Origin of the sequence: Thermosipho sp. 1244, from assembly GCF_018588215.1 — a bacterium.
Taxonomy (GTDB): domain Bacteria; phylum Thermotogota; class Thermotogae; order Thermotogales; family Fervidobacteriaceae; genus Thermosipho; species Thermosipho affectus.
Window position 1 is genome coordinate 1 of sequence record NZ_LNGA01000017.1, and the last position, 20,007, is coordinate 20,007.

General features: G+C 30.7%; 15 protein-coding genes and 1 pseudogene. All 16 read right to left on the reverse strand.

What is annotated here, in order from left to right; all coding sequences use genetic code 11:
* Positions 1 to 228, reverse strand: a pseudogene (locus AS157_RS04320) (hypothetical protein); the annotation flags it as partial.
* Positions 229 to 239: 11 nt separating this feature from the next.
* A complete protein-coding gene (locus AS157_RS04325) occupies positions 240 to 1,706 on the reverse strand; it encodes an HD-GYP domain-containing protein (protein WP_214494973.1) in 1,467 nt (488 codons plus the stop codon).
* Positions 1,693 to 2,601, reverse strand: coding sequence for an ABC transporter substrate-binding protein (locus tag AS157_RS04330; RefSeq protein WP_214494974.1), 909 nt, complete (start codon positions 2,599 to 2,601; stop codon positions 1,693 to 1,695). Before AS157_RS04330 ends, AS157_RS04325 begins: the two co-directional genes overlap by 14 nt.
* A 44-nt stretch (positions 2,602 to 2,645) precedes the next feature.
* A complete protein-coding gene (locus tag AS157_RS04335) occupies positions 2,646 to 3,704 on the reverse strand; it encodes a BMP family lipoprotein (RefSeq protein ID WP_077290009.1) in 1,059 nt (352 codons plus the stop codon).
* A 10-nt stretch (positions 3,705 to 3,714) separates the two neighbouring features.
* The gene (gene der / locus AS157_RS04340; protein ID WP_077290008.1) at positions 3,715 to 5,031 is read right to left on the reverse strand and encodes a ribosome biogenesis GTPase Der; all 1,317 of its coding nucleotides are present in this window, start codon (positions 5,029 to 5,031) and stop codon (positions 3,715 to 3,717) included.
* Positions 5,000 to 7,432: a bifunctional 4-hydroxy-3-methylbut-2-enyl diphosphate reductase/30S ribosomal protein S1 gene (locus AS157_RS04345; protein WP_077290007.1), complete on the reverse strand. Its 2,433-nt coding sequence runs from the start codon at positions 7,430 to 7,432 to the stop codon at positions 5,000 to 5,002. Before AS157_RS04345 ends, der begins: the two co-directional genes overlap by 32 nt.
* On the reverse strand, positions 7,405 to 8,073 hold the full coding sequence (gene cmk / locus AS157_RS04350) for a (d)CMP kinase (protein ID WP_077290006.1): 669 nt from the start codon (positions 8,071 to 8,073) through the stop codon (positions 7,405 to 7,407). Before cmk ends, AS157_RS04345 begins: the two co-directional genes overlap by 28 nt.
* An 8-nt stretch (positions 8,074 to 8,081) precedes the next feature.
* Complete coding sequence (locus AS157_RS04355; protein ID WP_077290005.1) at positions 8,082 to 8,414, reverse strand: STAS domain-containing protein; 333 nt, start codon at positions 8,412 to 8,414, stop codon at positions 8,082 to 8,084.
* Positions 8,395 to 10,140 (reverse strand): aspartate--tRNA ligase, encoded by a 1,746-nt coding sequence (gene aspS, locus AS157_RS04360; protein ID WP_077290004.1) that lies wholly within the window; start codon positions 10,138 to 10,140, stop codon positions 8,395 to 8,397. Before aspS ends, AS157_RS04355 begins: the two co-directional genes overlap by 20 nt.
* Positions 10,141 to 10,145: 5 nt before the next feature.
* Complete coding sequence (gene fsa / locus AS157_RS04365) at positions 10,146 to 10,796, reverse strand: fructose-6-phosphate aldolase (protein ID WP_075666593.1); 651 nt, start codon at positions 10,794 to 10,796, stop codon at positions 10,146 to 10,148.
* Positions 10,797 to 10,816: 20 nt separating this feature from the next.
* The gene (locus AS157_RS04370; protein WP_077290003.1) at positions 10,817 to 12,967 is read right to left on the reverse strand and encodes a carbohydrate ABC transporter permease; all 2,151 of its coding nucleotides are present in this window, start codon (positions 12,965 to 12,967) and stop codon (positions 10,817 to 10,819) included.
* A 10-nt stretch (positions 12,968 to 12,977) separates the two neighbouring features.
* Complete coding sequence (locus AS157_RS04375; RefSeq protein ID WP_077290002.1) at positions 12,978 to 14,264, reverse strand: carbohydrate ABC transporter permease; 1,287 nt, start codon at positions 14,262 to 14,264, stop codon at positions 12,978 to 12,980.
* Positions 14,265 to 14,274: 10 nt separating this feature from the next.
* A complete protein-coding gene (gene hslU / locus AS157_RS04380; RefSeq protein WP_077290001.1) occupies positions 14,275 to 15,654 on the reverse strand; it encodes an ATP-dependent protease ATPase subunit HslU in 1,380 nt (459 codons plus the stop codon).
* Between the two features lie 10 nt (positions 15,655 to 15,664).
* A complete protein-coding gene (locus tag AS157_RS04385) occupies positions 15,665 to 16,657 on the reverse strand; it encodes an HD-GYP domain-containing protein (RefSeq protein WP_077290000.1) in 993 nt (330 codons plus the stop codon).
* A complete protein-coding gene (locus tag AS157_RS04390) occupies positions 16,654 to 17,895 on the reverse strand; it encodes a M16 family metallopeptidase (protein ID WP_231450403.1) in 1,242 nt (413 codons plus the stop codon). Before AS157_RS04390 ends, AS157_RS04385 begins: the two co-directional genes overlap by 4 nt.
* 14 nt (positions 17,896 to 17,909) lie before the next feature.
* On the reverse strand, positions 17,910 to 20,006 hold the full coding sequence (locus tag AS157_RS04395) for a polyribonucleotide nucleotidyltransferase (RefSeq protein WP_214494975.1): 2,097 nt from the start codon (positions 20,004 to 20,006) through the stop codon (positions 17,910 to 17,912).
* Position 20,007: the final 1 nt, after the last annotated feature.

Genomic DNA, 20,007 nt, shown 5'->3' on the forward strand with positions numbered 1-20,007 from the left:
AAAATCTCTAAGAGATGGAACTCTCTTAAAGTATAATGCTCCCATTTCTAATGTCTCTCTAAACGAAAGAGCAAACAGTTCTTTTAAAACTGCTAAGGAAAGAATTAGTGCGTCTGGGTATTTCTTAGGTCTACCTTTGGAGGTAGATTTTTGAGGAAGTTGTGGTAAAATATTGTTGTAAAATTTTTTAACAAGTTTGAGTATTTTCTTTATGTTAGTTCTTCTCATATCAGGGGAGATTATATCATCTCCCCTTTTATTTTTGAACCACTTCCTCTTATTTTTGAAACACTCCCACTTATATATCCTCTTTCCTTTAAAACTTCTAAAAATTGTGCAAATAACTTCGATGAAAACTTAATTTCAACCATATCTTTCATTATACTCAAAGATTTTTCAACTGAAAGTCCTTTTCTATATGGTCTATCTTCGGTAAGAGCAACAAAAACATCCACAATCGATACTATTTGAGCTCGTAAACTAATCTCTTGCCCTTTTAACCCATCTGGATAACCACTCCCATCCCAATTTTCATGGTGATGTCTAATTACATCACCGACAAGAGACCAACCCGGTATAGTTTTAATTATTTTTTCACCATAAATTGTATGTTTTTTCATTATTTCAAATTCTTCATCATTTAATTTTCCGGGCTTATTTAATATATATTCTGGAATACCTATCTTACCTATATCATGTAAAATCGCTCCATATTTTATTGCTTCAATTTCCGCAGGCTCTTTAATTCCCATTTTATCTGCCAAAAGTAGGGAAAAATCCATAACATTTCTTGAATGATTTCCGGTAACTGAATCTTTTATTTCAACAGCCTCGGCAAGAGCTGAAATAATTTGAAGATTTTTTTCCATCAATTCCGCATTGGTTTCCTCAAGCTCTGCCATTGTAGATTCTAAAATTTCTGCAGTTTTTTCGTATTCACTAAATATCTTTCTAAACTCTTCAAAAATATTTTTAATAGTTTTTTGCAGCTTACTAACATTTTCTAAATTAGTAGGAGAACTACCAAACTCATATAGCCTCTTATGTTTTTTAAAACTATCATATATCTTCTCTAATTCCATATTCAAATTTTTTACAACATTTTCCATTTTTTCAGATCTTCCTTTTTCAATATAAAATAAATAATAAAACAAGACGAAACCAATGGTAAAAATTATTGTCACAAGAAAATTCAACTTCATAACGAAAGCCGCCTTATATCCTACTACAAAAGTAAATCCATAATTTGATTTTGAAATTTCTTCGAAAAATGATTTTTTATATTTGCTTCCAATTTTTAAAGGTTCTGACGAACAAACAACCTTATCATCAACAATAAGATCATAATATTTAATAGCTTGTACATTTAAATTAAGCAAGTTCAACGGGATTTCATATAAGAAATATTGGTCTCCATGTTTTTCCACATATTTTAACGTATCAATTCTAAAATATATTCCTTTGATATATTTATTTGGCCCTTCAGTTAATATCCCTTTCAAATTTTTATTTGCTTCTTTATCAAAAAAGTTTTCATCTAACTTTGCAACTAAAAATTGTTTGTTGAGTAATAAATTATCAAAATATTTTGTAAACACCTTACTAGAATCTTTTAAAGTTATCTTTAAATAGTAATTAAGCGTTATAACCAATAAAATCAACAATATAAAATAGAATAAAAATAATAATCTCCTATTTACCTTCAAATATTAAACTCTCCTTTCTATACTTTGAAAAATTTACTATACTAATATTTTTTTCGATAAATCCTTCATCGTTAAAATACATTCCTCTACCAATTTCATGTCTCAAATAAAAATTAACAAATTGGTTGGTAGAAATAAACTTATGCTTTGAAAGCATTCTAAATATTATATAAATGGCTTCATTTGACCAATTGTAACTTTTAAACCCAAAAGTTACAACATATATATTTTTAAAATCTGGCAAACTATCCAACCCTTCATCAATTGCGGCATCAGATGCAACAATTACTCCACTAAAATCAGGCGCAAAATAACTTAAAAAATCGATAGCCCCTTTAGGTTCAAGCGTAATTACAATTGAATCATATTTACTTATGTCTTTAGAAAAAGTTTTAATGGAATAAAAATATGCATATTCTCCATTAAACTCTTTTAAGATTTTTAAAAATTCTCTTGAGTATTCTTTGTTAAATGGATCCAATATCACTAAAACATTTTTTGATGCATTATTCTTCAAAAATTTTATAATTACATTTATTTGATACTCATTAGTGGGAACTATTGAAAAAATTCTATTAGTACTCATTAACAATTTAGTCGATGTTATACTTGGAGAAATTGCAACAAGATCGTAATCTTCTAAAAATTTGAATATTCTAAATCCAGTAGTACTAAAATTAGGTCCAACTATAATATTCAATCCCTTTGATTTTATATACTTTAAAGTATTTTTAGAAAGTGCATCTTCATTTAAAGGGTATAAATTTAAAGGCTTATATTGTTGTGTAATAACCTCGTGTGAAGCATTCTTTAAAGAATAAAGAAATGCATAAGAATTTCCCTTAAAAAAATACCAATACAAAAATTGAAAAATTATCATTCCAACAATAATCATAAACCAAAACCAAAAACTCATTTTTTTTAACATTTTATCACCGTTTAAAACTTAATTTTTATTTTCATTCCATTAAGCTCTTCTTCAGATGATGGAATTATAAATTCTTCTTTTTTTATTAAACTTATTAGATATTCTATCTCACAAATCAAACTATCAGGAACTATCCCCTTGGTAAATATCATATTGCTAATTCCTTCACCATTTTCTTTTATTCCCAATTCCGTATTTCCAGGAACCCATTCTCCATTATACGCCATTTTAACAGCTAAATAACTTGCAACATCAACCCTTTTAATAGCACTTGCTAAAATATAGCCAGGTGCTTGTGGCTCTTGCTCAACATCACCACCTAACATAAAATAACCGCCATTTTTGTAGAAATAATCAATCAAGTCTTTTAAATTATCCGATTTTACTAATTTTTGATCCTCTTCTTTGACTGCTTCAATAATTCCTAATGCGGTTCCTCCACAAGCTTGTTGAATAATATCTACTTTTTCACTAATTAATGCCTGCGCCAATTCTTTTCCTTTTTTTGGATCTGTGAATGAATTTGCATACACAACCTTCACTTCAACATTTGTGTTATGAATTTGATTGAATGCTTTAACTCCCGCCCTAAATCCAATTTCATATCTCTTCACAGGTGGAATAGGAATTCCACCAATAATCGCGACTTTTCCAGTTTTTGTCATTCCAGCAGCAAGATATCCAGTTAAAAAACTACCCTCTTGTTCTTTAAATGTAAATGTCATAACATTTGAAAGTTCTGTACCGTTATCAAAATCTATTCCAACAAAATATGTATCAGGATACTGTTGCGCAACTTTATAAAATGCATCAGACATTAAATAACCTACAGCGAAAACTACATCTGCTTGTTCTGCCGCCTTACTTAAATTGCTTACATAATCTCCTTGTTCCTTTGACTGTATAACTTCATACTCAATACCAAACTCTTCACACGCTTTAACAATACCAGACCAAGTTCCATCCATAAAGGATCCATCACCTAATCCACCGACATCCGTTACCATTATAACCTTAAAGGAAAATACACTTATAGATAATAAAATCCCAAGTAATATAATCTTTTTCATAATATCCCCCCTAATGCCTATTTTTGAATTTCAAAAATATAGGTGCCCCATTGAAAGGATAGACATTCTCGCGAATAGTATTTCTAATATTATTTTGATAAAATTCTGGAACTTTTTTCCCATTTGTAAAAAATAAGAATGTTGGAGGTCTTACGTCTACCTGCGCACCATAAAATATCTTTAAACCTCTTGGTGGTGGTGAAAACATAACCATTCTCTGTATAGCAGCATTTACTGCACTTGTATTAACTCTGTAATTTAACGAAGTATATGCTTCATTAATTGCAGCTATTAATTTTTTTATTCCTTTGTTTTTTGCAGCACTTACAAATACCACAGGACTATAATTAATAAAATATAACTTTTCATTAAAATGTTCAATAAACTCCGTTTTTCTAAAATTAAAATTCTCCACAAGATCTATCTTATTAAAAACAACAACAGTTGCCTTTCCTCTATTTTCAGCAATCCCTGCTATTCTTTGATCTTGGTGTGTGATACCTTCGATGGCATCTATAACTAACACAACAACATCGGCTAATTCAACACTTCTTATAGCCCGCACATTACTGTACATATCAATACTTTTGTATTCAACTCTGGATTTTCTTCTTAATCCAGCTGTATCAATAAATAGATATTTTTGGCCATTAAATTCTATTAACTCATCAATTGCATCTCTTGTTGTGCCAGGTATAGGAGTAACAAGTACTCTTTCTTTGTTTAATATACTATTAAATAATGTTGATTTTCCCGCATTTGGCCTTCCAATTAACGCTACCCTAATTATAGAATCATTATTATTATCTTCTTCACTTAAATTTTTTCCTTTTTCTTCCAACTTCTCAATGATTTTTTCAACTAAATTATCAATATTTTTTCCTTGTTCTGCTGAAACAAATATTGGTTCACCAAATCCTAAGCTATAAAAATCCGATAAATTTACCAAAACTTTTTTTTCATTTTCAGATTTATTAACCACCAACAATACATCAGAATTTGATTTTCTTAAAAAATCCGCAAGATGATAGTCTTCAGAGGTTAATCCATTTTTTCCATCAAGCACAAATAAAACGAGATCTCCTTCTTTTAACATATCCAAAGTTAAATTTTTTAACTTGGAAGATATGATATCTTCTGGTCTCTCGAAAATTCCACATGTATCTATTAATCTAAAATATTTCCCAAAATAAGAGACGCGGTCACTAACCGCATCTCTTGTAACACCTTCTTTATTATCTACAATTGATTTTTTCCTACCTATTAATTTATTAAAAAGTGTTGATTTTCCAACATTACTCTTCCCTACTATTAAAACTGTCGCCATTTTTTACCTTCCTTTCAATGGAACTAAATCTTTCCTTCTCTGCTTCATTGTTTATTTCTTCTATTAAAGACTCACTTACTTTTTCTTTCTCGCTTGCAATAATCCTTAAAATTTCTCCATCTTCCTTAATACCAATAATCTTTACTTCTAATTCATCTCCTATATTGACAGTTGAATCTACATCCGACTTTGGTATATAAATTTCAACATTTTCAACAACACCAATATAGCCTTTTTTCAATTCCTTCGTTAATTTAACTTTTACTACATCTCCCACTTTGTGATTTTCTTTGAACAGCTTCCATGGATTTTGCTCCACTCTTTTTACGCTTAATTTCATTTTTCTATTCTCTTTATCAAGTTCTGTCACAACGGCCTTTACCTTTTCACCTTCAACTACAACTTCGTTTGGAGTTTTTATGTATTTCCATGAAATTTCTGAAATAGGACAATATCCACTTATCCCTTCCTCAATATCTATTATTATTCCTTTCTCAAAAATAACTCTAACAACACCAGTTACAACATTTCCAACTGGATATTTTTCTTCAATATTTTTCCATGGATCACCCTTTACTTCTTTATAACTTAACCTTATTTTCCTGTTCTCTTTATCCACCTCTTTTACAACTAATTTCACAAAATCTCCTTCCGAAATTAACTCTTTTAAATCCCCTCTCCTTCCCCAAAATACGTCGTCAATATGCACAAATCCATCAATACCTGGTTCAAGATTTACAAAAAGACCATATGGCATTATCTTTTTCACTTTTCCACTAACCACTTCTCCTACTTTATACTTTTTCTCAACGTTATTCCATGGATTTGGAAGTAATTCCTTTAAACTCAAAATTATCTTTTTTCTTTCCGGAACAATTTCTTTTAAATATAACTTAACGCTTTGCCCTTCACTCAATACATCATAAGCATTTACTTCATTATCATAAGAAATTTCCGAATTTGGTAACAATCCTTCAATACCCTCGCTAATCCTAATAAACGCTCCAAACTTTTCAATTTTCTTCACTATACCTTCGACAATATCTCCGCTTTTTCTCTCATTGAAAAATTTTTTCACTTGTTCTTCCACTAACGCCTTTCTTGAAAGTACAATGTTTAATCTTCTTTTATCTTCAAATTTTATAATCCTAAACTCACACTTGTATTCCGGTATATTATCATCGAATATCATAGATTCACTCTTTGGTAAAAATGCTTCTAAAACATTATCAATTAATACTTTATATCCTCCTTTAACTTTTGAAATAATCTTTCCTGTAACTTTTTCACCTTTTTCAAACTTTTCCTTCAAGATTTTTCTAATTTTTTTCAAATAGATTCTTCTCTCTGATAAATACGCCGTCCCATTTTCCTCATCTTTTTTTAACAATAATAATGTAATTTTATCGCCAATGTTATATTCATCCAAATCTTTTACAAGTTCATTGGAATCTACAATCCCTTCACCCTTCCAACCAAAATCCACAAAAAGCTCCGTGTCATTTTTTCTTAAAACAGTTGCTTCTACTTCTTCTCCTCTTCTAACATCTGTGTACAAATACTCCTCTAAAAGTTTTTCAAAATTTCCATCCATTTGCAGCATCCCTCCTAATATTTTTAATCTCTCTACCACTTTATCAACTAGTTCTTTCGGTGTAGATGTACCACTTATTATTCCAACTTTTTTTACCCCCTTGGGTATGAATTTTATCTCTTCAGGAAATTCAACATGAATAGCATTGGTATACTTTTCTGCAATCTTATAAAGCTTAGTTGTATTAGAACTGTGTTTTCCACCAACAACAACCATCAAATCCACAATTTTTGATAATTGTTGTGTTTCGATCTCTCTATCATATGTTATATTACATATACTATTTATTACTTTAAGCTCTTCAAATTTAGACATTTCTTTTACTTTTTCCACAAAAAGATTAAAATCTGAATACGACATGGTAGTTTGGCTTGCAACAGCTATTTTTTCCCCTACGACCATTACAGGATCTTTTGTAATGATAGCATCAGTACAATAACTCTTTAGCGCCTTCATCTCTGGATGTTCTTTTTTCCCAAAAACAACTACTTTATACCCCTCTTCTTCCAACTTTGAAACAGTTTTAAATAAATTTTTAACAATCCTACACGTAAGATCTTCTATTTTGTACTTTTTATTTAATTTTTTAATCTCATATTTGGGTAGTCCGTGTGCTCTAACCAAAAAAATATCTCCAGAAGTTTTTGACAAACCCAAATCATTTAATTCTTTCATAACAAATTTGTTGTGAACTATATCATCATCCGTCCAGACACTTACACCACTTTTTAAAAGAGTCTCGGCCCTATTTACTGCGTATTCTACTCCAAAACAAAAACCTACTCCCTTTGCCACAATGATTTGCATTTTTCTTTAACCACCTCTAATATCTTTTGAACTACTTCTTCAATGGAAAACTCCGTTGAATCTATTAATACAGCATCTTCGGCCTTTCTCAAAGGTGCAACATTCCTTTCAGAGTCTTGTTTATCTCTTAATTTTATTTCATTTAATACCTGCTCGTATGTTACTTCTACTCCCTTTTCTGTCAACTCCTTAAACCTTCTTTTTGCTCTGGCTTCTTGTGTGGCAACAAGAAATATCTTTACTTCTGCATCTGGTAAAACAACAGTTCCAATATCTCTTCCTTCCACTACTATATTTTCATTTTCCGCAATCTCTCTTTGAAGCCTTGTAAGATATCTTCTTACAATTTCATTTTTAGCATATTTAGAGGCATAAATTCCAACCTCAGGTGTTCTAATTTCATCACCAACTTTTTTTCCATTAAGAAAAAAATCTCCATTCGAAAAAGATAACTTTAATTCTTTTAATTTGTTTTCTATTTCTTCATCATTACTAACATTACTTTTCTCCAAATACAATCCAACAATTCTATACATAGCTCCAGTATCCAAGTAAAAGATACCTAAAGCTTTTGCAAGTAATTTTGCAATAGTCGTCTTTCCAGAACCAGCTGGTCCATCTATTGCTATTCTACATGGCATTCTATCACCTAAATTTCTTCAATACTTGAAATAATATTAAACACCTTATCTAATCTTGTCATTTCAAAAACTCTCATAACAGATTGTTTGGGAGACATTAAATACAACAATTTATTATTCATTCTCGCATCTTTTAAAATTGCAACCAAACTCCCTAAACCTGCACTATCTATGTAATTTACCTCAGAAAGATCAATGATAATCTTTTCTTTATCTGATGAAATCATTTTTTCTCTAATTTCCTTCTTTATATCTGCTGAATGATATGCATCAATATCTCCATATACTTTAGCAATTAATGCCTTTTCTTCATTTAGAAATTCAACCTTCGTATTCCTCATTTTCTATACCTCCTTTATAAATTTCAATTGATAATTCCTTTAATTGTTTTTCTTCAACAAATGACGGTGCACCTGTAAGTTGACATGTTCCACTTGTAGTTTTTGGAAATGCAATAACATCTCTTATTGAATTAACACCAGCAGCAATTGAAACCATCCTATCAAAACCAAATGCTATTCCTCCATGTGGTGGAACTCCGAAATTTAATGCGTCTAAGAAAAACCCAAATTTTTCGTTGGCCTCTTCTTCAGTTAAACCTATTATTTCAAAAACTTTTTTCTGAATATCACTATCATGTATCCTTATACTTCCTCCGCCTACTTCCGCTCCATTAATTATCATATCATATGCATAAGCTTTTATTTCATCCAATTTTTGTTCCAAATTTTTAGGCATTGTAAATGGATGATGCCTTGCTACATAACGATTTTCCTCTTCGTTCCATTCCAAAAACGGAAAATCAACTATCCATAGTGCATCATACCCTTCTTCCAACTCTTTAAAATATTCTTTTCCAATTTTTAATCTTAACGAACCAAGTGCACCATTAAGCACTTCTTTATCATCATAAGCCGCAAGTAATACCACTTGTTCTTTTTTTAATCTAAACTTTTCTACAATTTTTTCGTAATTTTTCAACAAAAACTTCGCTGTCGGTGATACTATTTTATCTTCAACTCTAAACCACAATAATCCACCTAAGCCTAATTGCTTTACATATTCTTCAAATTCAGATGCTATTTTTCGACTAATAGGAATACTTGTAATAAATCCTTTAACGTATCCACCATTTTCTATTACATTTTTTATTACCCTAAAATCTGTTTCTTTAAAATATTCTGTAAAGTCAATAAGCTCCATTCCATACCTTCTGTCTGGTTTATCACTACCGTATTTATCCATTGCTTCATCGTATGTTAATCTATCGAACTTTTCCGGTAACTTTATTCCTACACTTTTAAAAACTTCTCTTGCAAAGTCTTCCATTAAACACAAAATATCTTCCATTTCCATAAAAGACATTTCAATGTCAATTTGAGTAAACTCAGGTTGTCTATCTGCTCTTAAATCTTCGTCTCTAAAACACCTTGCAAATTGATAGTACCTATCAAAACCCGAAACCATTAAAAGCTGTTTAAATAACTGAGGTGATTGAGGCAAAGCATAAAATTTTCCCATTTGTAGTCTAGAAGGCACAAGAAAGTCCCGAGCTCCTTCGGGAGTACTTTTAGTTAAATATGGTGTTTCAATTTCAACAAAACCATGTTCATTCAAAAAATTTCTTGCAGTCTGCGCCATTTTGTGTCTAATTATTAAATTACTTTGCATTTCACCATTTCTCAAATCTATATATCTATACTTTAACCTTAAATCTTCAGAAACCTTTTCTCCTGGATAAAATGGTGGTATCTCTGCTTTAGACAAAACATTTATTTCTTCAACATCTATTTCTATTTCACCAGTTGGCATGTCTGTTTTTGTTTCATTTGGCCTTTCCAATACTTTTCCTTTCACTTGAATTACCCATTCCCTACCTAGCTTTTGAGAAACTTTATACGCTGACGAATTGGGACTTACCACCAATTGTGTTTTCCCATACCTATCTCTTAAAATTATAAATTTTATTCCCCCAAGATCTCTTATACGCTCTATCCATCCAGCAAGTACTACTTTTTCCCCTTTATTTTTAATTGTTAATTCTCCACAATTATGCGTCCTATACAAAATCCTCACCTTCCTGTTTGATATTTTTTCCAATCATCTAAAAATCTCTTAATACCTATTTCTGTCATAGGGTGATGAAACAACTTTTCAAGAACATTAAAAGGAATTGTAACAACATCTGCTCCCATTAATGCAGATTCTAAAACATGTTTGGGGTGTCTTACACTTGCAACAATTACTTCAGTTTCAAAACCATAATTAGAATATATGGTAATAATCTCATCAACAATTCCCATTCCATCATTAGCTATATCGTCCATTCTTCCTACAAATGGACTAACATAAGTAGCACCAGCTTTCGCCGCAAGCAATGCTTGATTTGCACTAAAAACTAGTGTAACATTAGTTTTTATACCTTCTGCTGATAAAATCTTAACAGCTTTTAACCCATCAGGGGTCATAGGAATTTTTACAACAACGTAATCATCAATTTTTGCAAGTTCCCTTGCTTCTTTTACCATTTCTTGCCAATCTAATGAAACTACTTCAGCAGAAACAGGCCCTCGAACGATCTGACATATCTCTTTAATAGTTTCCTTAAAAGGAGTACCAGCTTTTGCAATTAATGTAGGATTTGTTGTTACTCCATCAACTAATCCCCATTCCACTCCCTTTTTTATTTCGTCAATCTTTGCTGTATCGAGAAAAATCTTCATTTCATTCCCTCCTTTTTCAATTATTTTAATCCTGTTCTTGCAATTCCTCTAACAAAGTACTGTTGTGTGAATAAGAACAACAATATAACTGGTAGTATTGAAAATGTTGCTGCAGCCATTAATTGATTATAAAGTGTTCCAACATCCGAACTAAAATTTTGCAATCCAACTGGAAGAGTTCTATACTTATCAGAATTTGTAACTATTAATACCCATAAAAATCCATTCCAGCTTCCGACAAATTTCAACAAAGCACCGGTAATAATTACAGGTTTACTTAATGGTACCACAATTTTCCATAAAAACTTCCAATGAGAACAACCATCAATCTTAGAAGCATCAAATAATTCTCTTGGAATTGCTAAAAAATGCTGTCTCATTAAGAATATAGCAAATACACTTACAATCCAAGGAATTATTAATGCATAATACGTATCTATCCACCCAAACTTAGAAACAGTTATAAAGTTTGGAACAAGTAATACCTCACCTGGAACCATCATTGTAGCTAAAAAGATTCCAAATATTAAATTTCTTCCTGGGAAATTCATCCAAGAAAATGCATAAGCCGCCATTGATGCAAGTATTACTTCAAGCACCGTTGTTGCAGTTGCCACAAAAACCGTATTTAAGTAATATCTTCCAAATGGAGCTGAATTCCAGGCATCAACATAATTTTGAAAAACATTCTTTATAACCTCTCCAAAAGAAAATTTCAAGCTTACCATCTTTAAATTATCATCACTAAGGTATATAGGTGAAACATTTGAGAGTTCAATTTCTATTACTTCCCCATTTTTAACTCTAATGTTTTTAACAAATTCTGGAGCTTTTATTATTTTCCATGCATTCATTGAGTTATTGTAAACTCTTCTTACCTCATCAACATAATCCGTATACAACATTAATTCCTTTAAGAATTTATCTAAATTACTTATCTTAGATGATATGTTTTCCAACTTAGAAATAAATATTTTATAAGTATTACTATCTTTTAATCTTTCATCAGACACACATTTTAAATCATTAAAATTACCGCTTTTAAGAATATCTGTATAATCTATATTCTTTTCAATCAAAAGATTTTTATAACTTACTATTAAACTTTTTAAACTATTAAGTTGTGAAATACTAATGGCATATTCATTCATAAAATATTTGTCAACTTTTTTGGAAAATTTTTCAGGTAGATCCTTTAGATCTTTTTCGCTTAATATCTCCTCCAATATTGGATTGTTAATTTTTGAAATTTCATTTTTTAAAAGCTCATATTTCTCGTCTTTTGACATTACTTTTGCAACTATTAAAGAGTTTACAACTTTACTTTGAATATTCTTAAAATAATCGTATACTTTTAAATAAAACTCCAAAATTTTCATTTCTGATTTTATAACATCCACTACTTTATTGTTATAAACCTTATTTAAAACATTCTCTCCATTGTAATTTAAATCTAAACCAGATAAAATATCATAAATATTCTTTATTTCATCATTTTCCAATACCAAATATTTCCCCGCTTTATATTTTTTTATTATCTCTTTTGTTGAAAATAATTGTTCCTTCATTGAATTTAAAAATACTTTAAATTTTTCCTGTTCATTTTTATCTTTTATTCTTCTATTAACAAACTTGGAAATTAAACTTATTCCAGAAATTGCAGAATCAAATTTTCCAGTCAAATTTGAAATATATTCTAATCTATTAAAATACGGTTTTGAACCACTATTAAAGTACAAAAAAACTTCTTCAAAAAAATTTTCAGGTGTATCATATTGTATTTCTATGGGAATATCTACATTTTTCAACCAATTTTGAAATTGCGAATTGGATAATCTTTCTATATAATCAAATCCTTTTATATCTATTGTTAATACTCCTCTATAGAATGGATCATCTTCTACTGAAATGTTTAAAACATTGTCCTCTTCTTTTGAAGAGGTAAAACTTAAAGCTTCGCTCAAACTAATACCCTTTAAAGTCCTTACTGCACCTATTTTTGTTTCAACTTTAACATCTCTTTTGCTGAAAAAGTTCTTGGTATACCATTTTGGAGGCCATTGTTGAACTTCACTAGGCATTTTAAAAGATGTTATTATCATCCATGCAAAAGGCATAATCATTACAACAAAACCTATTGAAAGTAATAAATATATTATCAACTTCTTCATCACTTTCACCTCACGATACGTATTCTACAACTTTATTTCCAACTTTATATTGGATTGCAGTAAATATCAATATAACCGCAAATAATAAATATGCAGCTGCACTGGCAATTCCCATTCTCTGTTGCCTATAAAATAAATCAAATACATAATACACCATTGTCATACCACTATTATTGTACGGACCAGGTAACCCGTCGTATAAAACATAAACTTGTGCAAAAACCTTAAAAGCACCAATCATTGAAACAATTAATAGGAAAAACGTAGTCGGTGAAAGTAAAGGCCACGTAATTTTTGAAAATTTTTGCCAAGAATTTGCACCATCAACCTCTGCTGCTTCGTAATAAAATTGATCAATATTTTGAAGTCCAGCCAAGAAAATAATTGCATCATAACCTATCTGCTTCCAGATTGATACAATCGCAATAGTTGGAATTGTCCACTTTTCATCTTTTAACCACATTATTCCTTCTATATTAAACCAAGACAAAAAGTAATTCAAAAGTCCAAACTCGTCATTAAAAATCCACTTCCAAACCAATGAGACTGCTACTACGGATGTAACAAAAGGAATGAAATAACTCGTTCTAAAAAACACCCTAAATCTTACATTTGAATTTAATAAAACGGCTACTATCAACGATAACAAAAGTGTTATAGGAACTGTTAAAATAACGTAATAAAACGTATTAACTAGAGCTTTCATAAACAAATTCTTATCCTTTGCATCCATAAAAAACATAAATAATCCATTTTGATTAAATTTACTTGTTTCAAGCAAAACATACACAACAATTATAGCCGAAACATTAATCCAAGCAAAATTTTTAAATAATTTCGTCAAACTTTTGTTTTTTAAATTCAAAAACAAAACTACAGCTAAAGCTATATCTAAAAACAAAATAAAGGAATTCAATTTAAAAAATATTAAAAATGCCAATACAATAGCAAAAATATTAACAAAAAATATAGTAACCTTCTTATCTTTCCAAATTCTCACAAAAGCATAAACCGTAAAAATCAAAATTATAGAAAGAAAAATATATGAAATAGAATAAACTAACCCCTCCAAAAAAGAAAATTTTGGAGGATAGTTATACTCAAAAATTTTTAAATAGTTATCAAAACCACTAAAATAAGGGGTTTTCATGTTTCTAAAATCCCACTTAAAAAAACTTAAAACAAACGAAAAACCTACAGGCCAGAAAACAAATATACCTAACACAATTAACGATGGCAACAAAAACAAATATGCCAAAACTGACTCTTTTAGTCTTTTTTTAGCAGATGCCTTCACTTTCTCCCTCCTATAATATATACGAAGTTAAATCTTCATCTTCTATTATATCCTTCAATTTTTTATTAACAAACTCTTTGTCTACGACAATTCTTTCTTCTATGTCTGGTGCTTCAAATAAAACGTCTTCAAGTATCTTTTCAAGTACTGTATACAATCTCCTTGCACCAATATTTTCCAATTTTTGGTTCAATTTATACGATACCTTTGCTATTTCTCTTACACCATCTTCAGTAAACTCCAAATGTACTCCTTCAGTATAAAGCAACGCTTGATATTGTTTAGTTAAGGCGTTTTCCGGTTCAATTAAAATTCTTACAAAATCATTTTCAGTTAATGGTTCAAGTTCCACCCTTATTGGAAACCTTCCTTGCAATTCTGGTATAAGATCCGAAGGTTTTGAAACATGGAAAGCTCCTGCAGCTATAAATAATATAAAGTCTGTTTTAACAGGTCCATATTTTGTAGTTATAGTCGTTCCCTCTACTATTGGCAAAAGATCTCTTTGTACACCTTGTCTTGAAATATCTTGCCCTCCCCCAGATGTTTTTACCGCAATTTTATCCATTTCATCTATAAATACAATTCCCCTATTCTGAGCAAGTTCTAATGCTTCTTGAACGGCCTCATCCATATCAATAAGTTTTTCTTCTTCTATTGGCAACAACACTTTTTTAGCATCAGAAATTTTCATCTTTCTTCTTTTTTTCTGTTTTGGAAAAATATTCCCCAAAACATTTGATAAATCCATTCCAATATCCTCCATTTCAGGAAGACCTATAAAACCTATTGGAGAATTTCCCGTTTCAATTTCTATTTCGATCTCATCATTATCAAGTTCTCCATTTCTCAACTTTTTTCTTAATTCTTCTCTTTTACCTCTAAAATCTACATTTTCCTCTACAGTTTGAGTTTTTTCCAATTGCATCCCAAAAATATTTGCAAATGGGATTTGTGGTTTTTTTGCACTTGGTAAAATGGCATCTAAAATCCTTTCCTCGACATTTCTTTTAGCCTTTTCTTCAACTTCTTTCATTTTTTTTTGTTTTACCATGTTTACAGCTATTTCAACTAATTCTCTAATCATTGAATCAACATTTTTTCCAACATATCCAACTTCAGTAAATCTTGTTGCTTCAACCTTTAAAAATGGAGAACCAGAAAGTTGAGCTAATCTTCTTGCTATTTCTGTTTTACCAACACCAGTAGGTCCAATCATTAAAATATTTTTAGGAGTTATTTCTTTTTTCCATTCATCTGGTAATTTTTGTCTACGAATTCTATTTCTTATAGCAATAGCAACAGCCTTTTTAGCTTCATTTTGTCCCACAATAAACTTATCTAGTTCATTCACAATCTGTTTTGGAGTTAATCTATCAAAATTTTTCATGGTTTCCCTCCTAATTAATTACTTTCTTTATATATATCTTTTCCTTTACTAAATCAAGTAACCTTCCATTGGCTTTTACCAAAGGAATAAGGCCAGATAAAACTTTCACTACAACACCTCTTTCTCCGTTACTTAACTCTACCACCGTTCCAGTAGGATATATACCAACATACTGTACAAATTTTGAAACTATATTTGGATCAAACATTTTTCCAGAATTTGAAATTATAAATTTTACTGTCTCATACGGAGAAAAAGCTTTTCCAGGAAAATCTTTACTAATAAGCGTATCGTACGCATCAGCTATTGAAAGTATCCTTGCAAAAACCGGAATGGATGTTCCCTTTAAATTTCGCGGATATCCTTTTCCATCAAACCTTTCGTGATGATGTAATATTGAAAGTAAAACATCATCATTCATATTAAAATGTTTTCTCAACATTCCCGTTGCTTTTATTGGATGGGTATCATAGTATTCTATTATATCACGGACGGGTTTTTCGTGTGCAACATCATGTAAAATGGCAGAAATTATAAGTTTATTCAATGTTTCATCATCAAATCCCAAACTAATTCCAATAATAGAAGATATTACACCGGTATTTATAGCATGCCTTGCCAAAGGTTTTTGATCTTTCCTAATTAAATTAAGAATCTTTTCGTTGTATTTTTCAAGAACTTTTTTCATAATTTCCTCTGAGTGTTTAACTACTTTTTTTACATTTAATTCTCCATTCTTTACCTCTTCAAAGGTATTGGATAAATCTTTAGATAAGTTATCATATGATTCCATATCAATTGTTGGTTCTATATCTTCAGATGTTAGTACTTCTTCTACATAAATTGGAAGAATATTAACTCCACGGTTTTTTAAAAGATATATATCCCCTTCTTTTAATACAGAACCTTCCTTTATCAATATTATAAACCCCGAAGGATCATAAACATCCTCACCAACAATTTCACCTGGTTCAACTAATTCAATATTTTTCCATATAATCAAAAGAATTCCCCCCTAAAATTTAGATTATTTAACTTTTCGGGAGAAACATAAAACAACGACCACTGTTGAGTGAAAAGTTTCTCAAAAACATCTTCTATTTCCTTTTTTTGTATAGTCTTAATTCTTTTAATAATATCTATCGGAAGCTCAGGAGTAACATCATTCGCTAAATATTCAATTATCAAATTTGTAATAGTTGAAGTGCTTTCAGTTGAAAGTTCTAACTTTCCAATCATCCGTTTTTTTCCGTAATTGAACATATCATCAGTCAATTTAAAATTCCTTATAACCTCAGACATTTTTCTTACAAACTTTTCAACTTTTTCTAGAGACACAGCCGCATAAATATTAAAAATTCCCCAATTTTTTTGCGAAAGATTAGTAGAAAATATATCATAAACCAATCCTTCCCTTTCCCTTATTTCCTCAAAAAAATACGAACTCATACCACTACTTAATATTGTATTCAAAACTATCATTGGATATCTCTCATGCTCTTCAAGTGAAAATCCCTTTGTTACGTATAATATGTGAACTTGTTTTGCATTTTTTATTATCTTTCCTTCCAAAATCCCATGATTTATATCACTTTTGTGTTTCATGGTTCTAATAAAATTTCCGTATACTTTTTCAAGTTCATTAACTATTTTATCCAATACCTTTCTATCTGCATAACCAACTATTATTACTTTAACATTATACGGTGTATAAAATTCTTCATGAAATCTCTTAATATCATCTAACGATATATTTTTAATAGTTTCTTCTGTGCCGATTACTGTTTTAGAATGCGGTCCTCTTAATCCCTTTTGATACATCAAATCAAACAAATTACTCATGGGATCCTCTTTGTGAGAAAGATACTCTTGATAAATTATGCTTCTCTCTAACTCTAAATCTTCATCCTTAAAATTTGGATAAAAAACTATCTCCTTTAGCGCATCAAATGCATCAAATAAAGTAGAAGAAGGGACCTTTGCATAATATACAGTGTTTTCTTTATCTGTCCACGCATTTAACATGCCACCAACTTCTTCAACCATTAATTTTAATTCTTTCATATTATATTTCTTTGTCCCCCTAAAGGACAAGTGCTCAATAAAATGGGAAATGCCAGATAGTTCCTCTGGCTCGTAGACAGATCCCACCCCAACATTAAATGCAATAGTAGCAGATCTAACGCCTTCTACAGGATAAAAATATAGTTCAATTCCATTTCTTAAAACCATTTTTTCCATAATTTTCCATCCCTCTATTCTGCTTTTCCCAATTGAATTCTTCCACTATTGTCTATATTAACAACTACTACTTTTATTTGATCTCCTATCTTGTATTTTTTTCTAAATTCCTTTGAATCACTTCCCAATTTACTAGAATGTGCAAGTCCTATTTTTCCAGGCATTAATTCAACAAATAAACCATAAGGTTCAATTCTAGTAATCTTCCCTTCAAAAACATCACCAACTTCTATTTCTCTAGTTAATGTTTTTATATATTCAATGGCATCATTTACTTTCTTTTGATCCTTACCATAAATTGAAACTTTTCCAGTTGTATCATCAATGGATATTTCAACGCCAAATTCTTTAACAATAGATTTAATTACTTTACCGCCAGGACCTATTATTTCTCCAACCTTTATCGGATCTACCTCTATATTAGCAATTAAAGGAGCATAAGGTGATAGGGATTCTCTTGGCTTTTCAATAGTTTTAAACATTATATCCAAAATTTTCATTCTAGCTATTCTTGCCTGTTCTAAAGCTTTTTTTAGTAACTCCTCGTCCACTCCTGCTATTTTACAATCCATCTGAAACGCAGTAATACCATCTTTTGTACCCGTAACTTTAAAATCCATATCTCCCCAATGATCTTCTAAACCTTGAATATCAGTTAAAACAATTGCTTTTCCATCTTCTACGATTAAACCCATTGCAACCCCTGCAACATGTGTTTTTATTGGAACTCCAGCATCCATGAGTGCCAAAGAACCAGAACATACAGTTGCCATTGAAGAAGAACCATTTGATTCCAAAATTTCAGAAACTACACGTATTACATACGGAAAATCATCTTCAGCCGGTGCCACAGCTTTTAGTGCTCTTTCCGCTAAATGGCCATGACCTATTTCTCTTCTTCCAGGGCCTCTTAACGGTTTTACTTCTCCAACGGAAAATGGTGGAAAATTATAATGCAAAATAAAACGTTTTGTTCCTTCTTCCATTATAGTATCGACAATTTGTTCTTCCATTGGAGCACCAAGTGTTACTATTCCCAAACTTTGAGTTTCTCCCCTTGTAAAGAGTGCCGAACCATGAGTCCTTGGCAAAATCCCCACTTCACAAATAATTGGCCTAATATCCTCTGGTTTTCTTCCATCAGCTCTCAGTCCTTCTGTAACTATTATTTTCCTCATTAAACTTTTTGCTTTTTCATCAAAATATTCTTTTAAAAGCATTTCTTGAGTTGCTTTTTCCTCCTCATCGACATCAAATTCTTCAAAAATTTTTGAAATAACCTCTTCCTTATACTCTTTTAATCTTGCGGATCTTTCCAATTTTTCTTTGGTCAATAATCTTTCCTTTAATTCTTGCTCTAAAATTAAACTTTCCAACTTTTGAATTAGTTCTTCTTTTGGTTTTGGCTCTTCTATTTCCATCTTTTTAACGCTAATATCTTTCAAAATTTCCTCTTCAAAAGATATTATCTCTTTAATTGCATCATGTGCAACAAGCAATGCTTGCACCATTTCTTCCTCTAAAATCTCCTTTGCTTCTCCCTCCACCATTGTTATCGCATCTTTACTTCCTGCAACTACAATATCTAACCTGCTATTTTTTAATTGTTCTTCGGTCGGAAAAACAATAAACTTTCCATCAACATATCCCACTCTTACACCGGCAACAATACCAGTAAACGGTATCTTTGAAAAATTCAAAGCTAGCGAAGATGCAATTATACCAGTAACATCCGGTGGTGTATCAGAATCTACAGATAGCACAGTTACAATTAACTGCACATCATTTCTCAGATATTTTGGAAACAATGGCCTTATTGGTCGATCAATCAATCTTGCTGATAAAATTGCAGATTCAGAAGGTTTACCTTCCCGTTTTATAAATCCACCTGGAATTTTTCCGGCGGCGTAAAATTTTTCTTGATATTCAACAGTTAACGGGACAAAATCAACTCCTTCTATCACTCTATCTGAAATATTTGCAGTAGCTAATACCACACTATCTCCAAATTGAACCCATGCTGAACCTGAAGATTGTTTAGCAACTTTTCCATATTGAACTGTTAATTTTCTCCCAAATAACTCTTTACTCCATTCTTTAAAATCTTTCATC